The following is a 15,756-nucleotide window of genomic DNA, read 5'->3' as shown; positions in this document are numbered from 1 at the left end:
TCTCAAAGATTTTTTTGGATTTAATTTTGAGTACTACAACGGAGATAAAAAAATATTATGTTAAAATTTTTAAGTAAACTTTTTGGTAGTAAGTCTGAGCGAGATATTAAGGTTATTCAACCACTAGTTTCCAAGATCAAAGAAGAATACAGTAAACTGACCGATCTTACGCATGATGAACTGCGCGCAAAGACTACCGATTTTAAAAACCGAATCCAAGAATATTTAAAAGATATAGATACTGAAATAGCAGAACTGAAAGCAAGTGCAGATGTGAGTACATCTGATATATCGGTGAAAACAGAGATCTATGAGAAGGTCGATAAGCTAACCAAAGATAGGGATAAGAAGCTAGAGGAAATACTGTTAGAAATTCTTCCTGAGGCTTTTGCCGTTGTAAAAGATACTGCACGCCGGTTGACTGAAAACACCATTGTTGAGGTTACCGCTAGTGATTTTGATAGAGACTTGGCAGCCCGCAAACCGAATGTAACTATTCACGGTGATAAGGCGCATTGGAGCAATACATGGAATGCAGCGGGAACGGAAGTCACGTGGAACATGGTACATTACGATGTACAACTTATCGGTGGTATTGTCTTACATCAAGGTAAGATCGCGGAGATGTCTACTGGTGAAGGTAAGACATTAGTGGGTACTTTACCGACCTATCTAAATGCTTTATCGGGACAAAGCGTACATATCGTAACCGTAAACGATTACTTGGCAAAGCGTGACTCGGAGTGGAATGGTCCCTTGTTTGAATTCCATGGGTTAAGTGTGGATTGTATTGACAAGCACCAACCGAACTCGCCTCAACGCCGTAATGCGTACAAATGCGATATCGTATATGGTACCAATAATGAGTTTGGGTTTGATTATTTGCGTGACAATATGACGCAGACACCAGATGCAATGGTACAGCGTAAATTGCATTTTGCCATGATTGATGAGGTTGACTCGGTATTGATCGATGATGCGCGTACTCCATTGATTATCTCAGGTCCAATCCCTATGGGAGATCAACATGAGTTTCATCAGTTGAAACCGCGTATCGAAAAATTAGTAAATGCGCAAAAGGCATATATCAATACAGTGCTGAATGAGGCTAAGAAAGCGATAGCATCCGGTGATACCGACGTTGAAAAAGGAGGCTTAGCGTTATTTCGCGCTTACCGTGGTCTTCCGAAAAATAAAGCGTTAATCAAATTCTTAAGTGAGGGCGCTAATCGTCAAGTTCTTCAAAAAGTAGAAAACTACTATATGCAAGAACAAAATCGTCATATGCCCAAAGCGGATAAAGAATTATTCTTTGTTATTGACGAAAAAAATAACCAAGTAGAGCTTACCGAAAAGGGGATAGAATTGATCACTGCCTCAGGAGAGGATACCAGTTTTTTCATCCTTCCAGACGTAGGTACGGAAATCGCTGATATTGAAAAAGCTGATATTACATTAGAAGAGAAAGCTTCCCGTAAAGAGGAACTACTGAGAGATTATTCTGTGAAGGCAGAACGTATACATTCTATTAATCAATTGTTGAAGGCCTATACGCTTTTCGAAATCGATGATCAGTACATTGTAGATGAGGGCAAAGTAAAAATTGTAGACGAGCAAACCGGACGTATCATGGATGGTCGTAGGTACTCGGATGGCTTGCACCAAGCTATTGAAGCGAAAGAGAATGTAAAAGTTGAAGATGCTACACAGACATACGCTACGATCACGCTGCAAAATTACTTCCGTATGTACCACAAACTTGCAGGGATGACAGGTACGGCTTCCACAGAGGCAGGAGAGCTTTGGGAAATCTATAAATTGGACGTGGTAGAAATACCAACAAATAGACCCACGCAGCGTGATGATAGACAAGATTTTATTTATCGTACAGCGCGAGAGAAGTATAATGCAGTAGCACAAGAAATTCAACTTCTTACTGAACAAGGTAGACCAGTGCTAGTAGGTACTACTTCGGTGGAGATTTCCGAGTTATTAAGTCGTATGTTGAAGTTGAGAGGGATCAAACACAATGTATTGAATGCAAAACTTCATCAAAAAGAGGCGGATATTGTAGCTGAAGCAGGGCGTCCCGGGCAGGTAACTATTGCTACGAACATGGCTGGGCGTGGTACGGATATTAAGTTGGCTGAAGAAGTCATTAATGCCGGTGGTTTAGCCATCATTGGTACCGAGCGTCACGAGTCTCGTCGTGTGGATCGTCAGTTACGCGGTCGTGCTGGTCGTCAAGGAGATCCTGGATCTTCTCAATTCTTCGTTTCATTGGAAGATCCGTTGATGCGTTTATTTGCATCTGAGCGTATCTCTAATATTATGGTGAAAATGGGGGTCGAAGAAGGTGAAGTGATGCAGCATAGCATGTTGACGAAATCGATCGAAAGAGCACAACGTAAAGTGGAGGAGAATAACTTTGGAATTCGTAAGCGTTTGTTGGAGTACGATGACGTGATGAACTCGCAACGTACCGTAATTTATAAAAAGCGTAAAAATGCATTGTTCGGTGAACGTCTTGATGTCGACCTGAACAATACGATTTACGATGTCACCGAAGATATTGTTACGGAATCGAAAGAAGGGGGCTCTTATGAAGAGTTCCAAATTGAAGTCATTCGTCTATTTGCAATTGATCCTGCTATCTCAGCGGAAGAATATGCGTCTAGCAATATCCCTACGTTAACGGATAGGCTGTTTACGCAAGTAATTACACATTACGAAAGCAAGGGTGAAAATATAGCGGCACAGACATTGCCTGTTCTGACAAATGTAATGGCAGAGCGAGGTGATATGATAGAAAATGTGGTCGTTCCATTTTCAGATGGAATTCGTGGCATACAAGTTGCGACGAACTTGAAGAAAGCTATCGAATCTAACGGATTAGAAGTATTCAAATCTTTTGAGAAAGGAATTGTATTAGCACTTATTGATGAAGCTTGGAAGGATCATCTTCGTGAAATGGACGATTTGAAACAATCTGTACAAAATGCAGTTTATGAACAGAAGGATCCGATCATTATTTACAAAATGGAGGCTTTCAATTTGTTCAAAGCTATGCTTGCTTCCATGAACAAGGATATTGTCAGTTTCTTATTCAAAGGAGAGATACCGGGGCAGCAACAACAAGATATCCAAGAGGCCCGTCCTATCCCAGTACAGCAGGCTAAGGTTACAGCAACTAAAGAGCAATTAAATTCGCCAACGGGGGTTAGTGACGAGGATATTGATACACGAACACCACAGGTCACACAACCGATACGTAAGGAACAGACTGTGGGGCGTAACGATGAATGTCCATGTGGTTCCGGTCTTAAGTATAAGAACTGTCACGGAAAAAACGGTTAAAAAATATACAGTGATGCTGAAAAAAGGGTTGATTTTATGTGTAGTGCTTGTAGCGTTATCTAGTGTAGCGAAGGCGCAGGAAGGCACCGTAGAAGTTGCAAAAGATTCATTGATTATGTTGTTACAAGAATATAGATCTGCACATGAAATCAATCCTACAGTTATGCGTACCATTAGTCTAGGTACGAAACCAATAGATAAAAAAACAGCAACTCGGGTAAAACGTAAGGGCTTTAGAGTACAGATTTTCTCCGGGTCAAGTCGCAATGAGGCTTATGCTGTTCAGAGTCGCTTCAAAAATCAATATGCTGACGTGGATAGCTATATTAATTACGACGAACCCAATTATCGGGTTAAAGTAGGCGATTTCAAAAGTAGAGCGGAGGCGAATAATTTTATGCGTGTTCTACGTTCACAATACAACAATGTCTTCGTTTTTGTTGAAGATATTTGGATCTGGGAATAAAATCTTTAACTCGCAAAAAAAGTCTACATCATGTCCGATTTAAAGGATACTATCAAATCAATATCGCAGGAGCTTTTTGCAGAAACAGTTGTCATAAGACGTCACCTACATCAGAATCCTGAACTTTCGTTTCAGGAGTTTAATACAGCCGCTTATGTAAAAGCAAGACTGGATGAGATAGGGATTCCCTATCAGTCGATGGCTAACACAGGCGTAGTGGGCATTATAGAAGGTGAACTACCCTCCGATCGCGTTGTTGCGTTGCGTGCTGATATGGACGCTTTGCCCATCACCGAAGTAGAAGGACGGGAATACGGTTCGCAAAATATGGGCGTTATGCATGCCTGTGGACACGACGTGCACACCTCTTCCCTATTGGGGGTTGCAAAAATTTTATATCGTCTTAAGTCTAAGTTCGGCGGTACGATAAAGCTTATCTTCCAGCCTGGTGAGGAGCGTCTTCCAGGAGGAGCGTCTATCATGATCAAAGAAGGCGTTTTGAAAAATCCCGAACCACAAGCGATTATCGGCCAACATGTAATGCCTTTTATAGAAGCGGGTAAAGTTGGGTTTCGAGCGGGTAAATATATGGCCTCTTGTGATGAACTTTTCATGACGGTACATGGAAAAGGCGGGCACGGAGCTCAACCTCATCAGAATATTGATCCCATTGCGATTACAGCACAGATTATTACCGCCCTTCAGCAGGTTGTTAGTCGTAGTGCCGACCCTCGTATCCCTACTGTACTATCATGGGGTAAAATAGTAGGGACTGGTGCTACGAATGTTATTCCAGATGAAGTTTATTTAGAAGGGACATTCCGGACTTTCGATGAGCAATGGCGTGCCGAAGCACATGAAAAAATCACGAAGATGGCTGTGGGAATTGCCGACAGCATGGGTGCTAGCTGCACCATAGAAGTGCGAAAAGGATACCCCTTTTTGATTAACGAACCTGAGCTGACAAAGCAGTCCAGAGACTTTGCTTCAGAATTTCTGGGAGATGAAAATGTTGTAGAGTTGGATTTATGGCCGGCGGCGGAAGATTTTGCGTATTATTCGCAGGAAACTAATGCTTGCTTCTATCGTTTGGGTACTGGAAATGTGGCAAAAGGAATTACTTCTGCTGTTCATACGCCGACATTTGATATTGATGAAAATGCCTTGGAATTGAGTATCGGCTTGATGTCTTATATAGCACTTCGTCAGTTAGGAGCATAATATGTCTTCTCATCACATTGTAAAAGAAAATCAGGAACCGGCGCTGATTGTGGAATCGGTTACTGATTTAGACACCGAATATATTGGACAATTGTTGGAATGGAGTCCTACCGTCTTTACGAACGATTACACGATCGATTTCTTTCTGGCAGATGATATTAAAGTAGATGTTGTCTTTACGAATCAAAGCAATTTATATACGCAGGAACAGATAAAAAGAATCCCTGTTCAGCAAGGGTTTATCACTGATGCATTACAGTATTTAGTCGAGAATCACTATAAAGCCGTTAACATTATTTGTAATGAGATTCCTGATATAGTTTTTGCATTTTGTAAACAGATAAATATTGTGTTATTTATTGCTGGTAAAAGATATGTTTTTGTAGAATGTGAATACAAAAAATGGAAACAAAAGGGAGATAAGATTTTTGTTAGGGAGGACCGATTGAAATCACTTTTTGGCATCCAAAAGATAGCTAGAAACATATTTATTACCGAACAAGATGGATTTATTCATCTTGCTTTTAATACAGCTGAATTTGTTTGGATAGGAGAGGAAATCTAATGTTTACTATCCGAATGGCTGCTACTGAAGATGTTTTAACTATTCATCAATTGGCGCATCAGATTTATCCGTCCACCTATAAGGATGTATTAAGTCAAGAGCAGATAGATTTTATGCTCGAAAATATATACGGTATTTTAGCGTTGAAGAAATCCATGCTTGATGGCCAGGAGTTTTATCTTCTGTTTGATGAAGATGGAGGAGCGATGGGTTTTATTGCCCTATTAGAGCAGAAAAATGAGATCTCTCCGCTACGGATCGAAAAATTATACCTTCTTCCAGAAACGCAGGGCAAAGGATGCGGTACATTGCTTATCGATTTCGCTACGAATGAGGCAATAGAACGGGGTAAAACCATTCTGGAATTAAATGTGAACAGAGGGAACAAAGCCTATCATTTTTATTTGAAACAGGGATTCTTGGTTACGCAGCAGGTAGATATACCTTATTACAAGTATATATTAGATGATTTTGTTATGCAAAAAGATTGTTCCTTACTGACACGAAAGCGAACAATTTAATCCATGCGCTTGGGCTTTGATTTTTCATTTTGTGCCTATCTTAGCCGCATTCATAAGTTCGCTATGTTTGGTTTGTGAATTCAAAGCATTTTATCTAAGTTTGAATAAAATAGAAAGCTATGAAAGAAGTTACTGTTCAAGAATTAAAGTCAATGATGGATAGAAACGAAGAGTTTCAATTAATCGATGTTCGTGAACCTTTTGAATATGAAGTATCTCATTTAAATGGTCTTAATATTCCGCTATCCGGCGTTGTGATTGAGGCTGAGAAAATTTCTAAAGATATTCCTGTTGTCATTCAATGTCGCTCAGGTAAACGAAGTGCTCAGGCAGTGATGCTGCTAGAGCAAAAAGGCTATACAAACCTTTCTAATCTAAAAGGTGGTATTTTAGCATGGAGAGACGAAATTGATCCCGAATTGGATGTATATTAGTCATATCGGCATTAAATAAGTATAAAAAGGGAATAAAACATAGTTTGTTCCCTTTTTCTTTTTTGTCGATTTTTCAAGAGAAACCTAGCAAGATTTTAATCAATTCAGATCTTTGCTTATTATTTTTTAACAATATGGGGCTACGGCTAAAAAGTTATTAAAAATTCACTTTCCGTTGATTTTTAAATATTTATGTCTTGTTTTTTGGTAATTTTATTGAAAATTATAAACAGATTAAATAAACCATTTTATGTCTACAGGTGAATACAGTTTTTTCAAAGGGGTAGGACAAAGCTTTGATAAGGCGGCCAAATTTACACGATTTTCTGCTGGTATATTAGAGCAGATCAAGGCGTGTAATTCTATATTGCGTGTCAAGTTTCCGGTGCGTATCGGTGATGGCGTGGAAGTAATAGAAGCCTATCGTGTGCAGCACTCACACCACAAGTTACCTTGTAAAGGAGGGATCCGCTTTAGTATGGAAGTAAACCAGGATGAGGTGATGGCGCTGGCGGCACTTATGACGTATAAATGTGCCATTGTGAATGTCCCTTTTGGTGGAGGAAAAGGAGGGATAAAAATAGACTCTAAAAAATATACTGTATTTGAATTAGAGAAAATCACGCGTCGCTACACCTCTGAATTATGTAAAAAGAATTTTATTGGGCCAGGTATTGATGTTCCCGCACCCGATTACGGTACAAGTGGTCGTGAGATGAGTTGGATAGTAGATACGTATTCTTCTTTGAATCCCAACGATGTTAATGCCATGGCTTGCGTTACAGGTAAACCCATTTCGCAGGGAGGTGTTAGGGGGCGTGTAGAAGCAACCGGGCTAGGTGTATTCTTTGGTGTCCGAGAGGCCTGTTCTTTTGAAGAAGATATGGCAAAACTGGGTCTTACTACAGGTATAAAAGGGAAAAGAATTATCGTACAGGGCCTAGGAAACGTAGGCTATCATGCTGCTAAATATTTTCAGTATGCAGGAGCTATTATCGTGGGATTGATAGAATATAATGGAGCTATATACGATGAAAATGGAATAGATGTAGATATGGCGCAGGCGCATCGTGCAAAGAGCGGTTCGTTATTGAATTTCCCGAATGCTATAAATATAGAGAATGTCTCCGAAGGTTTGGAGCAAGCATGCGATATCCTTATTCCAGCAGCTTTAGAATCGGTAATTCATAAAGACAATGCTTCCCGTATTCAAGCGAAGATCATAGGTGAAGCTGCAAATGGTCCCTTGACTCCAGATGCAGACGAAATTTTACTCGCCAAAGGCGTACTGGTCATTCCAGACATGTTCCTGAATGCAGGTGGTGTTACTGTTTCTTACTTTGAATGGTTAAAAAATCTGAGTCATGTGCGGTATGGTCGTTTAGAAAAGCGATTTAGTGAAAATAGGTATGCCGAGATTATCAATTCTGTAGAAAACATGACCAATAAGAAAGTTTCGGATATAGAACGTAAAATCATCCTTAAGGGCCCTGATGAAATTGACCTCGTTCATTCCGGACTTGAAGACACGATGATGGGTTCTTATCAAGAAATAAGGGAAATCTATGTCAATACGCCTGGTGTCGAGGATATGCGTACTGCGGCATTTATTTGTGCGATTAACAAAGTCGGTGTTTCTTACGAGGAATTAGGTATATTCCCGTAGAGAAAACATTTAAAATCATCGCAGATATTATGTCCGATCAATTGCGTAAACAGTCTCCTAAATTTGTATGTTGTTTAGGAGACTGTTTTGTATATTAAAAGTATGTCGGGGTACTTCATCTATAAAACTTCACGTATCTTTGTGAAAGGATAGGGATATGAATGGTGAGCTTTAAAATCAGTACACCTAGGACCTATTCTATGTAGGGCTTTATTTTTAATAGAGAAAGATAAAAAGAGGCAAAAAAAATGAAGAAGCAAATTATCTTAAATGTATTACTGAATCTTGGAATTGTTTTTCTGATTATGAGTGGTATTGCCGCTTATAAAAGTGGAAATATGCTGATCTTGGGATTGGCTATAGCGATTGGCGTGGTACTGATCTACCTAAAAATGGTGCTTTTAAAATACGTTCGAAATCAGGTTAAACCGGAGTTACGAAAGCCGCCTCTGATTAAGCAAGAGAAAAACAAAAAGGGCTAAAATTTTATTTTAGCCCTTTTTGTTGATGTAATTATTTTATAAACGGTGGTTTTTTGACTACCGCTTTCACCTTTTGATTGCGAATATTGATATAAATTTCGGTACCTTCTTTTGCGAAGGCAGCATTGACATAGCCGAGACCAATAGATTTTTTCAATGAAGGAGACTGTGTACCCGAAGTTACACGCCCGATGATGGCACCATCAACATCAGTTATTTCATAGTCGTGACGTGGGATACCTCTATCGATCATTTCAAAACCAACTAATTTCTGGGTAACTCCATTTTCTTTTTCCGCTTTAAGACCAGCTGAATTTACAAAGTCTTTTGTGAATTTTGTCACCCAACCTAAGCCAGCGGCAAACGGCGATGTGTTGTCATCTATGTCATTACCATATAGGCAGAATCCCATTTCCAGACGCAATGTATCGCGTGCGGCTAATCCTATTGGTTTGATACCATAATCCGCACCGGCTTTAAATATGGCTTCCCATACTTTCTTAACATCTTCATTCGCAACATAGATTTCGAAACCTCCAGCGCCTGTGTATCCGGTAGCTGATACAATTACATTGTCTACGCCAGCAAATTTTCCTTTTTGAAAGGTATAGTATTCCATTGGAGCGAGGTCGATATCTGTTAGCGATTGTAATGCATCTGCTGCTTTAGGACCTTGGATTGCTAACAATGAAGTTTGATCAGATATGTTTTTCATCTCGACACCTTCGGTGTTGTATTTACTGATCCAGTTCCAGTCCTTTTCGATATTAGAAGCATTTACCACTAATAAATATGTAATGTCGTCGATACGGTACGTTAAAAAGTCGTCTACAATACCCCCGTCTTCATTGGGAATATACCCATACTGCACTTTGCCGTCGTAGAGTTTCGCGGCGTCATTTGAAGAGATCTTTTGGATCAGATCCAACGCTTTTTCTCCTTTTAATATAAATTCGCCCATATGACTTACATCGAAAACGCCAACGGCCGTCCGTACTGTCTCGTGCTCATCATTAATACCGGAATATTGCACGGGCATATTGAAGCCGGCGAAAGGAACCATTTTAGCACCTAATGATATATGTAGGTCTGTTAAAGCAGTGTTTTTCATTTATTTATAGTTATTTTTTTGGGAGCAACAAGGAAACAAGTTGATGTTCTATTTATATAAGTAATGTTTTTTACAAAAATAGTTATTTAAACAACAATAAAGAGGATCTTTTTATGAGATCAGTAAAATTGCGCAATCGATTACCTTCTTATGGTAAGTTTGTAGATAGTCGTTTCAAGGCTATCGTCGTCCGGATCTTCACAAAGCAAAAAAACCAAATCATTGTCGCTTGTTTCCATCAAGGTGATCCCCTCAAACTTATGCGTTTTAGAAATCATTTTTAATTCGAGAATCTCTCTTGTTGCTAAATTCATTTTGCCAAATAGACTCCCACCCTTTTCCCCGTCTTCGTATGTAGATTTTGTTTCCTCAATCGCCGCTAAAAAATAAATGATGTTGTCTATCCGTATAGCGTCTGTAAAACCAGCTATGCCTTGTTCGTAATGAGGAAGTGAAACTGGAAAAAATTGTGCAGGTTTTTTAAACCATTTATCTACGAGGATTATCCCATTTCGGTTACCGGGACCATTTCCTCTGTTGAATAAATAGAAATAATCTTCATAGATAAAAGAACCCTCAATATTAAAGTCTTCATCTGCAATGGCTATTGACTTCTTGATCTGATCGAGTTTTTTAGCCATTTTTTGATGTTTTACTACACTGGGTCTATCTGGATTAAACCTAAAAAGATGATTTCTATTTTTTGTCGATCCGGAGCCAAATACATAGAATTCATTGTTGTTTTTAAAAACGGACTCCATATCAAGTTTTTCAGACTTTTTTACTTGTTCATTATTGTCTTTTCCTTCATAGAGTAAATACCTGTCGAGCTTGCTTTCGGGAATCCGATACGTATACAGATAATTGCTGTTGTCTGATATCAAAAAAAGGGTGTTATTTTCATAATGTAGACCAGATACTGCCCCTACCCCAGTAATGGTTAAAAATATTTCGATTAAGAAATTGTTGATCATGCTTGTTGGGGATTAGCTATAGATAGTATATTGAGTACACGATGAAACTCAGGTTGTAGAGCGGCTTTAATATGTATACTTTCTTGTGTGCGAGGGTGAATAAAGTCAAGTGATTGCGCATGTAACATCATCGTGTCCATCTCAAATAGTTCTTTCCAAAGCCTATTCTGTTTGTTGCATCCATGTGGCCTGTCACCTATTATGGGATGGAGAATGTGCGCAAAATGTCGTCTTAATTGATGCATTCGCCCGGTTTCGGGAGTAGCTTCTACCAACGAATAACGTGAAGTTGGAAACTTTCCGGAAGGAATACCAATCTCCGCTTGCGCCAGCTTTTTGAAGTGTGTTACGGCTTCTTGAATAATACCATTTTCTTTAGCCAAGGGATAGTCTATTGTACCTTCTTCAACACAGAAGCCCCTTAATATTGATATGTATCTTTTTTTAATCGCTTTACTGGCAAATAGGGGTTGAATCAGCTGGTCAGTTTCTTTATCTAACGAAAATAATAGGACACCCCCGGTCTTTCTGTCGAGACGATGTGCGGGATAAACTGTTTTACCGATTTGATCCCGGAGGAGTTGCAGTGCAAATAATGATGTGTCTGCTGCAATGGAAGATCGGTGTACCAATAGACCGTGAGGTTTATTGATGGCGATAAGATTTTCATCTTTGTAGAGTATTTCTAACATTATAATGTTTTGAGAATATCAACGATCTCTTCTGCTTTTTCATCAATTTTTGAACTAAACCATATCTTTTTAAAAGCTCCGCCCCCTATTGGAGTTTCTTCACCCTGCCATTTGAGGCTTACCACAGAGAACAGATAATAGTTTTTTATCTTCACATTATTCTCCACAAACTCGTCAACAATGCGATTCCCAAATAAGGTCATGCCGAGATCTAATGCATCTCGGTGTTCGTAATTGAGCTGTTTCTCCACTAAAAGCGTCGCTTTTTCTTTTACGGCAGAATAAAACGTTTCCTCCTTAGGATTGGTCACAATTGCTGCGAGCATGATGACGATAATAATTAATGCAAATATTCTTGTTTTAGACATGTAACAAAAATAGTGCTTAATTTTTTCAACTAAGCACTATTTTTTATGTTAAAATACACTTTCTGTCCATGTGCATTTTAGCCACGGGAACTTTTTGAAACGATTGTTCTGAGGAAGTTCCACGGCACCTTTTTATTATTTTAGCTCAAATACCACATCTATATAACAGGTCAATTTGATGGGGCGAATGTCTATATTGAGGCCATTTCCACTTGATTCCATTACGGAGTCGCTGGCGGCTTTTGCATAAGACATCATACGGGGTTGTGGAATGAGATCATTAAAATTCATACTACTGTTGTCATTGATGACCAAAGCCTTTCCTACTTCTTGTTGATCTGCTTCTGCTAATATTTCTGCGTTGCGACGCGCATCTTTTACCGCTTCTGTTTTTAATTCCTTCTCAATTTCTTTTTTCTGGGAGTGATCGTATCCACTAATAGATGTGCTTTCAATTCCAAATGGATCTACTTTATCCAACATGGCGTCTAAATTGTTGAGATTAGATATTTTGAGACGATATTGGCGCGCCTGCAATAGTTCGGCTCCCTTTTTCTTCGTATTATAGTTATAACTATATACATTTTGAATGGTAAAATCCTCTTTTTTTACACCATTTGCCAGCGCAGCATCGTACAACTGCTTTTCTAGTGTTTCAATAAGAACTTTTTTCTTGGTATTTCCATCCATATAAAATTCTTTCAAATTAATGGAAAGATAAATGATGTCTGGCGTTACTTCGCGTTCGGAGAAGCCTTTGGTCGCTACCTTACGACTGTTTTCTACATTTCCTGTTTGTGCTTGTGCTAATGCCATCGCGCCTGTTAACATAATGATACCTAATAATTTTTTCATAAAATGTTTGATTCTAAATATATGTAAAAGTACTTCAAAAACTCTACCGTTTTTATGTATTGGATAGACACGGAACAACTACGAGCGTTTAAAGTTGTTTTCAAAAAAAATACATCTTTTCAAAAAAATTAATATCTTTAGAGAAAATAATACCTTAATACAATGCAAGAAGGAGTAGTAAAATTCTTTAATGAAACCAAAGGCTTCGGTTTCATCATTCCAAATTCTGGAGAGAGCGAGATTTTCGTTCACGTATCTGGATTAATTGACAAAATTCGTGAGAACGACAATGTTTCTTACGATGTGGATCAAGGCCGCAAAGGTCTTAACGCGGTAAATGTAAAAGTTATCTAATAGATTCTACATATATTTATTGTGAAAAGCCCGTATTCAAGTTCTGAATACGGGCTTTTTTATGCTTATCAATGCCTTTTTAGATCGGTCTATTGCCGTCGAAAGGATTATTGGGTGTGGGCGGATTGGTATTGTAGGGATTATTGGGGTCCTGAAATGCCTGACGTTGTCCAGCAAAAGGGTCTTGATTTTCGTCTTCTTTGGGATCTGGCCCATATTTATTTTGTCCGTGGTCGCCTTCTACGATATAAAGATACAATATGTAAAATATACCAATACAAGTAAATACCCACAAAAGATTCCATCCAGACTTACTCGTATCCTGCAATCTTCGAACTGCAACCGCTAGTGAAGGAATAAAGACGGCCAGGCCGTAGATGGATTGTAAGATGCCATTTTCCATACCGATTTGATTTTCTATACCATAAGTTAGCCCCATTACCTGATCAATAATAGCGAGGATTGAGCTGATTATAAAATTGAACAAGGTGAACATCCAAAATTCCTTACGGCGTGCACGACCGTTAAAATTAGCGTAATTGTCGCGAACGACTTTTAGATACCATTCCATAATTGTTATAAATTTAATTTGACATTAAATATCGAGAATCAATTCCGAATTGACAAATATACTTTCTGTATGATGTACGTGTAGGACAACAGTGTTTTTTTAGTAGTAACTCAAATATTGAGATAACTGTTGGGAAGCCTAATGAAATATTTCTTCTAAAATGTATAACGAATTCACTTCTCCAAAATTTTCCGTATGCAGACGATAGAAGTCTATTATTTTTTGCAGAAGGTAGATCCTATCCTCATGCTTCATATGAAAGCGATGGGATACTTCATAACTGGCCGTAAGTATATTGTGGAATATCGTAGTATGTGGCTCCTGCAATATATGCTGGTGTGCCGGGAGCGATCCGGTAAACACACCGTCAATTAGATCAAAGAACGGTTTTTGATCTTGGTTTACCGTAGGCAGAAAACCTAAAAACTTGCTCAATTTCATTAAAAAACTAAGATGGAAGTTGGCCAAAGGACTTTCTGTTTCATCCAGCCACAATATAGATTGATGTATGAAATGAAATAGTTGCGGATCGGGTTGTTGATGTTTTAATACTTTATAAAGTACTTCATTAAGAAAGAGTGCTAATGAACTTTTTACAATATCTAAGGGTATGTGCTGCAGTGTAGGATACTGTTGCGCCTCTTTGATTCGCTGCAGTGTATTGTTATCTTTATAATATACCACCAACTCCAGGAGGTGAAGTGGTTGTAGAATATTGATGTGGATTTTGGCTTTGGGTTTTCTGGCACCATTGATCAAATACGATTGAAGCCCCAAGTCTTCTGTAAATATTTGAGCCACGACACTGTTTTCCGAATAATGAGTGACTTTGAGGACAATTCCTCGTGTCTTCTGGAGCATATTTTTCTTATTGCTTTTCTCTCCTTCTGTCTAAAATAGTTTTGCGGTCTATTTTGCGAAAAAAACTATAAATGATTAGGAGAAATCCCATTCCGAATAGAATCACACCGATTACCATACTAATTTTGTAAGTGCTATTTTCGCTTTCCATAAGGATGTTTCCACCATACACAGCAGCAATGCCGGTCAGTAAAAGGAGAATGCCGCGGAATAGATATTTGTTCATTGTGAATTGTTGAAAACTATTTTGCCTTCTGCAGACAAATATAATATTATAAAAGATATACATTTGCGATAAGAGCCGATTATTGAATTATTTATTTCAAATAATTCTTGTTTCACTATTGTATTTCACAAATAAAATTTAGATATTTGCAAACTCTTTGCAGAGAGTGCAAAGGGATAATTTGTGTAAATAGACAACATTAAAAATAAATATCATGTCAAGAATTTGTGATCTAACAGGCAAAACGGCATTAACAGGAAATAACGTATCTCATTCGAACGTTAAAACTAAACGTAAATTCTATCCGAATTTGCAAACTAAGCGTTTTTATATTCCTGAAGAAGATCGTTGGATAACTTTAAAAGTGTCTACATCTGCTATTAAAACAATTAACAAGAACGGAATTACTTCGGTTATCAATAAATTTATCAAAAAAGGATACGTTTAGTCTTTAATCGCCTGTTAATTAAAAATATTCATGAACATTAGTCCCTCGGGATTTTAATAAAGTAAAACAATGGCTAAAAAAGGAAATAGAGTACAAGTAATCTTAGAATGTACTGAGCACAAAGAAAGTGGTCTTCCAGGGATGTCACGTTACATCACAACAAAAAATAAAAAGAATACTACAGAGCGTTTAGAGTTGAAAAAATTCAACCCTGTTTTGAGAAAAGTTACTGTTCACAAGGAAATTAAGTAATCACGTTATTGATGGTTCAGGACCATTAATTTAAAAAAAATAATACCATGGCAAAGAAGGCAGTTGCATCGTTACAAAAAGGTGGCGGTAAAGAATTTACTAAAGTTATCATTACTACTAAATCTGCAAAAACTGGAGCGTATACTTTTAAAGAAAGTATGGTACACAATGACAACGTAAAAGATGTTGTTGCTGCAGGATCAAAATAAGCAGAAGATATTCCTTTTTTAAAGTTTTTCTTTAGAAACACGAAAAGCCGTTTTGGTATTGCACCAGAAGGGCTTTTTTAGTATGGCGTGTTTAAGTCTATTGCATTTCGGCTTGTTTCTTGA

General features: G+C 38.2%; 20 protein-coding genes. 12 read left to right on the top strand and 8 right to left on the bottom strand.

The window, feature by feature from the left end:
- The first annotated feature begins 57 nt into the window (after nucleotides 1–57).
- The 8 genes from secA (at nucleotide 58) to FAZ19_RS00430 (ending at nucleotide 8,712) form a co-directional block, all read left to right on the top strand.
- Nucleotides 58–3,357: a preprotein translocase subunit SecA gene (gene secA / locus FAZ19_RS00465; RefSeq protein ID WP_136818639.1), complete on the top strand. Its 3,300-nt coding sequence runs from the start codon at nucleotides 58–60 to the stop codon at nucleotides 3,355–3,357.
- Between the two features lie 13 nt (nucleotides 3,358–3,370).
- A complete protein-coding gene (locus FAZ19_RS00460) occupies nucleotides 3,371–3,823 on the top strand; it encodes an SPOR domain-containing protein (RefSeq protein ID WP_136818638.1) in 453 nt (150 codons plus the stop codon).
- A gap of 30 nt (nucleotides 3,824–3,853) precedes the next feature.
- Nucleotides 3,854–5,044 (top strand): M20 metallopeptidase family protein, encoded by a 1,191-nt coding sequence (locus FAZ19_RS00455; RefSeq protein ID WP_136818637.1) that lies wholly within the window; start codon nucleotides 3,854–3,856, stop codon nucleotides 5,042–5,044.
- Nucleotide 5,045: 1 nt separating this feature from the next.
- The gene (locus FAZ19_RS00450; protein WP_136818636.1) at nucleotides 5,046–5,609 is read left to right on the top strand and encodes a hypothetical protein; all 564 of its coding nucleotides are present in this window, start codon (nucleotides 5,046–5,048) and stop codon (nucleotides 5,607–5,609) included.
- Nucleotides 5,609–6,130: a GNAT family N-acetyltransferase gene (locus FAZ19_RS00445; RefSeq protein WP_136818635.1), complete on the top strand. Its 522-nt coding sequence runs from the start codon at nucleotides 5,609–5,611 to the stop codon at nucleotides 6,128–6,130. The genes FAZ19_RS00450 and FAZ19_RS00445 overlap by 1 nt, the downstream gene beginning before the upstream one ends.
- Before the next feature lie 119 nt (nucleotides 6,131–6,249).
- Complete coding sequence (locus FAZ19_RS00440; RefSeq protein ID WP_136818634.1) at nucleotides 6,250–6,564, top strand: rhodanese-like domain-containing protein; 315 nt, start codon at nucleotides 6,250–6,252, stop codon at nucleotides 6,562–6,564.
- A 250-nt stretch (nucleotides 6,565–6,814) separates the two neighbouring features.
- Nucleotides 6,815–8,230, top strand: coding sequence for a Glu/Leu/Phe/Val family dehydrogenase (locus tag FAZ19_RS00435; protein WP_136818633.1), 1,416 nt, complete (start codon nucleotides 6,815–6,817; stop codon nucleotides 8,228–8,230).
- Nucleotides 8,231–8,478: 248 nt separating this feature from the next.
- Entirely contained in the window at nucleotides 8,479–8,712 is a 234-nt protein-coding gene (locus FAZ19_RS00430; protein ID WP_136818632.1) for a DUF6358 family protein, read from the top strand.
- Between the two features lie 31 nt (nucleotides 8,713–8,743).
- Here the strand turns inward: FAZ19_RS00430 and gcvT are convergent, their stop codons facing one another.
- The 5 genes from gcvT to FAZ19_RS00405 form a co-directional block, all read right to left on the bottom strand.
- On the bottom strand, nucleotides 8,744–9,823 hold the full coding sequence (gene gcvT, locus FAZ19_RS00425; RefSeq protein WP_136818631.1) for a glycine cleavage system aminomethyltransferase GcvT: 1,080 nt from the start codon (nucleotides 9,821–9,823) through the stop codon (nucleotides 8,744–8,746).
- Nucleotides 9,824–9,963: 140 nt separating this feature from the next.
- Nucleotides 9,964–10,797, bottom strand: a complete 834-nt coding sequence (locus FAZ19_RS00420) for a DUF6929 family protein (RefSeq protein WP_136818630.1) — start codon at nucleotides 10,795–10,797, stop codon at nucleotides 9,964–9,966.
- On the bottom strand, nucleotides 10,794–11,489 hold the full coding sequence (locus FAZ19_RS00415; RefSeq protein WP_136818629.1) for a pseudouridine synthase: 696 nt from the start codon (nucleotides 11,487–11,489) through the stop codon (nucleotides 10,794–10,796). The genes FAZ19_RS00420 and FAZ19_RS00415 overlap by 4 nt, the downstream gene beginning before the upstream one ends.
- Nucleotides 11,489–11,857, bottom strand: a complete 369-nt coding sequence (locus FAZ19_RS00410) for a hypothetical protein (RefSeq protein WP_136818628.1) — start codon at nucleotides 11,855–11,857, stop codon at nucleotides 11,489–11,491. Before FAZ19_RS00410 ends, FAZ19_RS00415 begins: the two co-directional genes overlap by 1 nt.
- 135 nt (nucleotides 11,858–11,992) lie before the next feature.
- A complete protein-coding gene (locus FAZ19_RS00405) occupies nucleotides 11,993–12,712 on the bottom strand; it encodes an SIMPL domain-containing protein (protein WP_136818627.1) in 720 nt (239 codons plus the stop codon).
- Between the two features lie 162 nt (nucleotides 12,713–12,874).
- Here FAZ19_RS00405 and FAZ19_RS00400 point away from each other — a divergent pair, with 162 nt between their 5' ends.
- Complete coding sequence (locus FAZ19_RS00400; RefSeq protein WP_136818626.1) at nucleotides 12,875–13,066, top strand: cold-shock protein; 192 nt, start codon at nucleotides 12,875–12,877, stop codon at nucleotides 13,064–13,066.
- A gap of 79 nt (nucleotides 13,067–13,145) precedes the next feature.
- Here the strand turns inward: FAZ19_RS00400 and FAZ19_RS00395 are convergent, their stop codons facing one another.
- The 3 genes from FAZ19_RS00395 to FAZ19_RS00385 all read right to left on the bottom strand — a co-directional run bounded on the left by FAZ19_RS00395 (nucleotide 13,146) and on the right by FAZ19_RS00385 (nucleotide 14,724).
- A complete protein-coding gene (locus FAZ19_RS00395; protein ID WP_136818625.1) occupies nucleotides 13,146–13,637 on the bottom strand; it encodes a DUF805 domain-containing protein in 492 nt (163 codons plus the stop codon).
- Nucleotides 13,638–13,775: 138 nt separating this feature from the next.
- The gene (gene recO / locus FAZ19_RS00390; RefSeq protein WP_136818624.1) at nucleotides 13,776–14,498 is read right to left on the bottom strand and encodes a DNA repair protein RecO; all 723 of its coding nucleotides are present in this window, start codon (nucleotides 14,496–14,498) and stop codon (nucleotides 13,776–13,778) included.
- A gap of 7 nt (nucleotides 14,499–14,505) precedes the next feature.
- The gene (locus FAZ19_RS00385) at nucleotides 14,506–14,724 is read right to left on the bottom strand and encodes a signal peptidase (protein ID WP_136818623.1); all 219 of its coding nucleotides are present in this window, start codon (nucleotides 14,722–14,724) and stop codon (nucleotides 14,506–14,508) included.
- Between the two features lie 214 nt (nucleotides 14,725–14,938).
- Between FAZ19_RS00385 and rpmB the strand changes: the two genes are divergently transcribed.
- The 3 genes from rpmB (at nucleotide 14,939) to FAZ19_RS00370 (ending at nucleotide 15,633) form a co-directional block, all read left to right on the top strand.
- On the top strand, nucleotides 14,939–15,172 hold the full coding sequence (rpmB, locus tag FAZ19_RS00380) for a 50S ribosomal protein L28 (protein ID WP_136818622.1): 234 nt from the start codon (nucleotides 14,939–14,941) through the stop codon (nucleotides 15,170–15,172).
- 69 nt (nucleotides 15,173–15,241) lie between these two features.
- On the top strand, nucleotides 15,242–15,424 hold the full coding sequence (rpmG, locus tag FAZ19_RS00375) for a 50S ribosomal protein L33 (protein WP_002998409.1): 183 nt from the start codon (nucleotides 15,242–15,244) through the stop codon (nucleotides 15,422–15,424).
- 47 nt (nucleotides 15,425–15,471) lie between these two features.
- The gene (locus FAZ19_RS00370; RefSeq protein WP_136818621.1) at nucleotides 15,472–15,633 is read left to right on the top strand and encodes a DUF4295 domain-containing protein; all 162 of its coding nucleotides are present in this window, start codon (nucleotides 15,472–15,474) and stop codon (nucleotides 15,631–15,633) included.
- Nucleotides 15,634–15,756 lie beyond the last annotated feature (123 nt).

It is taken from the genome of Sphingobacterium alkalisoli (assembly GCF_005049105.1).
GTDB classification, from domain to species: domain Bacteria; phylum Bacteroidota; class Bacteroidia; order Sphingobacteriales; family Sphingobacteriaceae; genus Sphingobacterium; species Sphingobacterium alkalisoli.
This window is presented reverse-complemented; position numbering and strand designations above follow the sequence as displayed.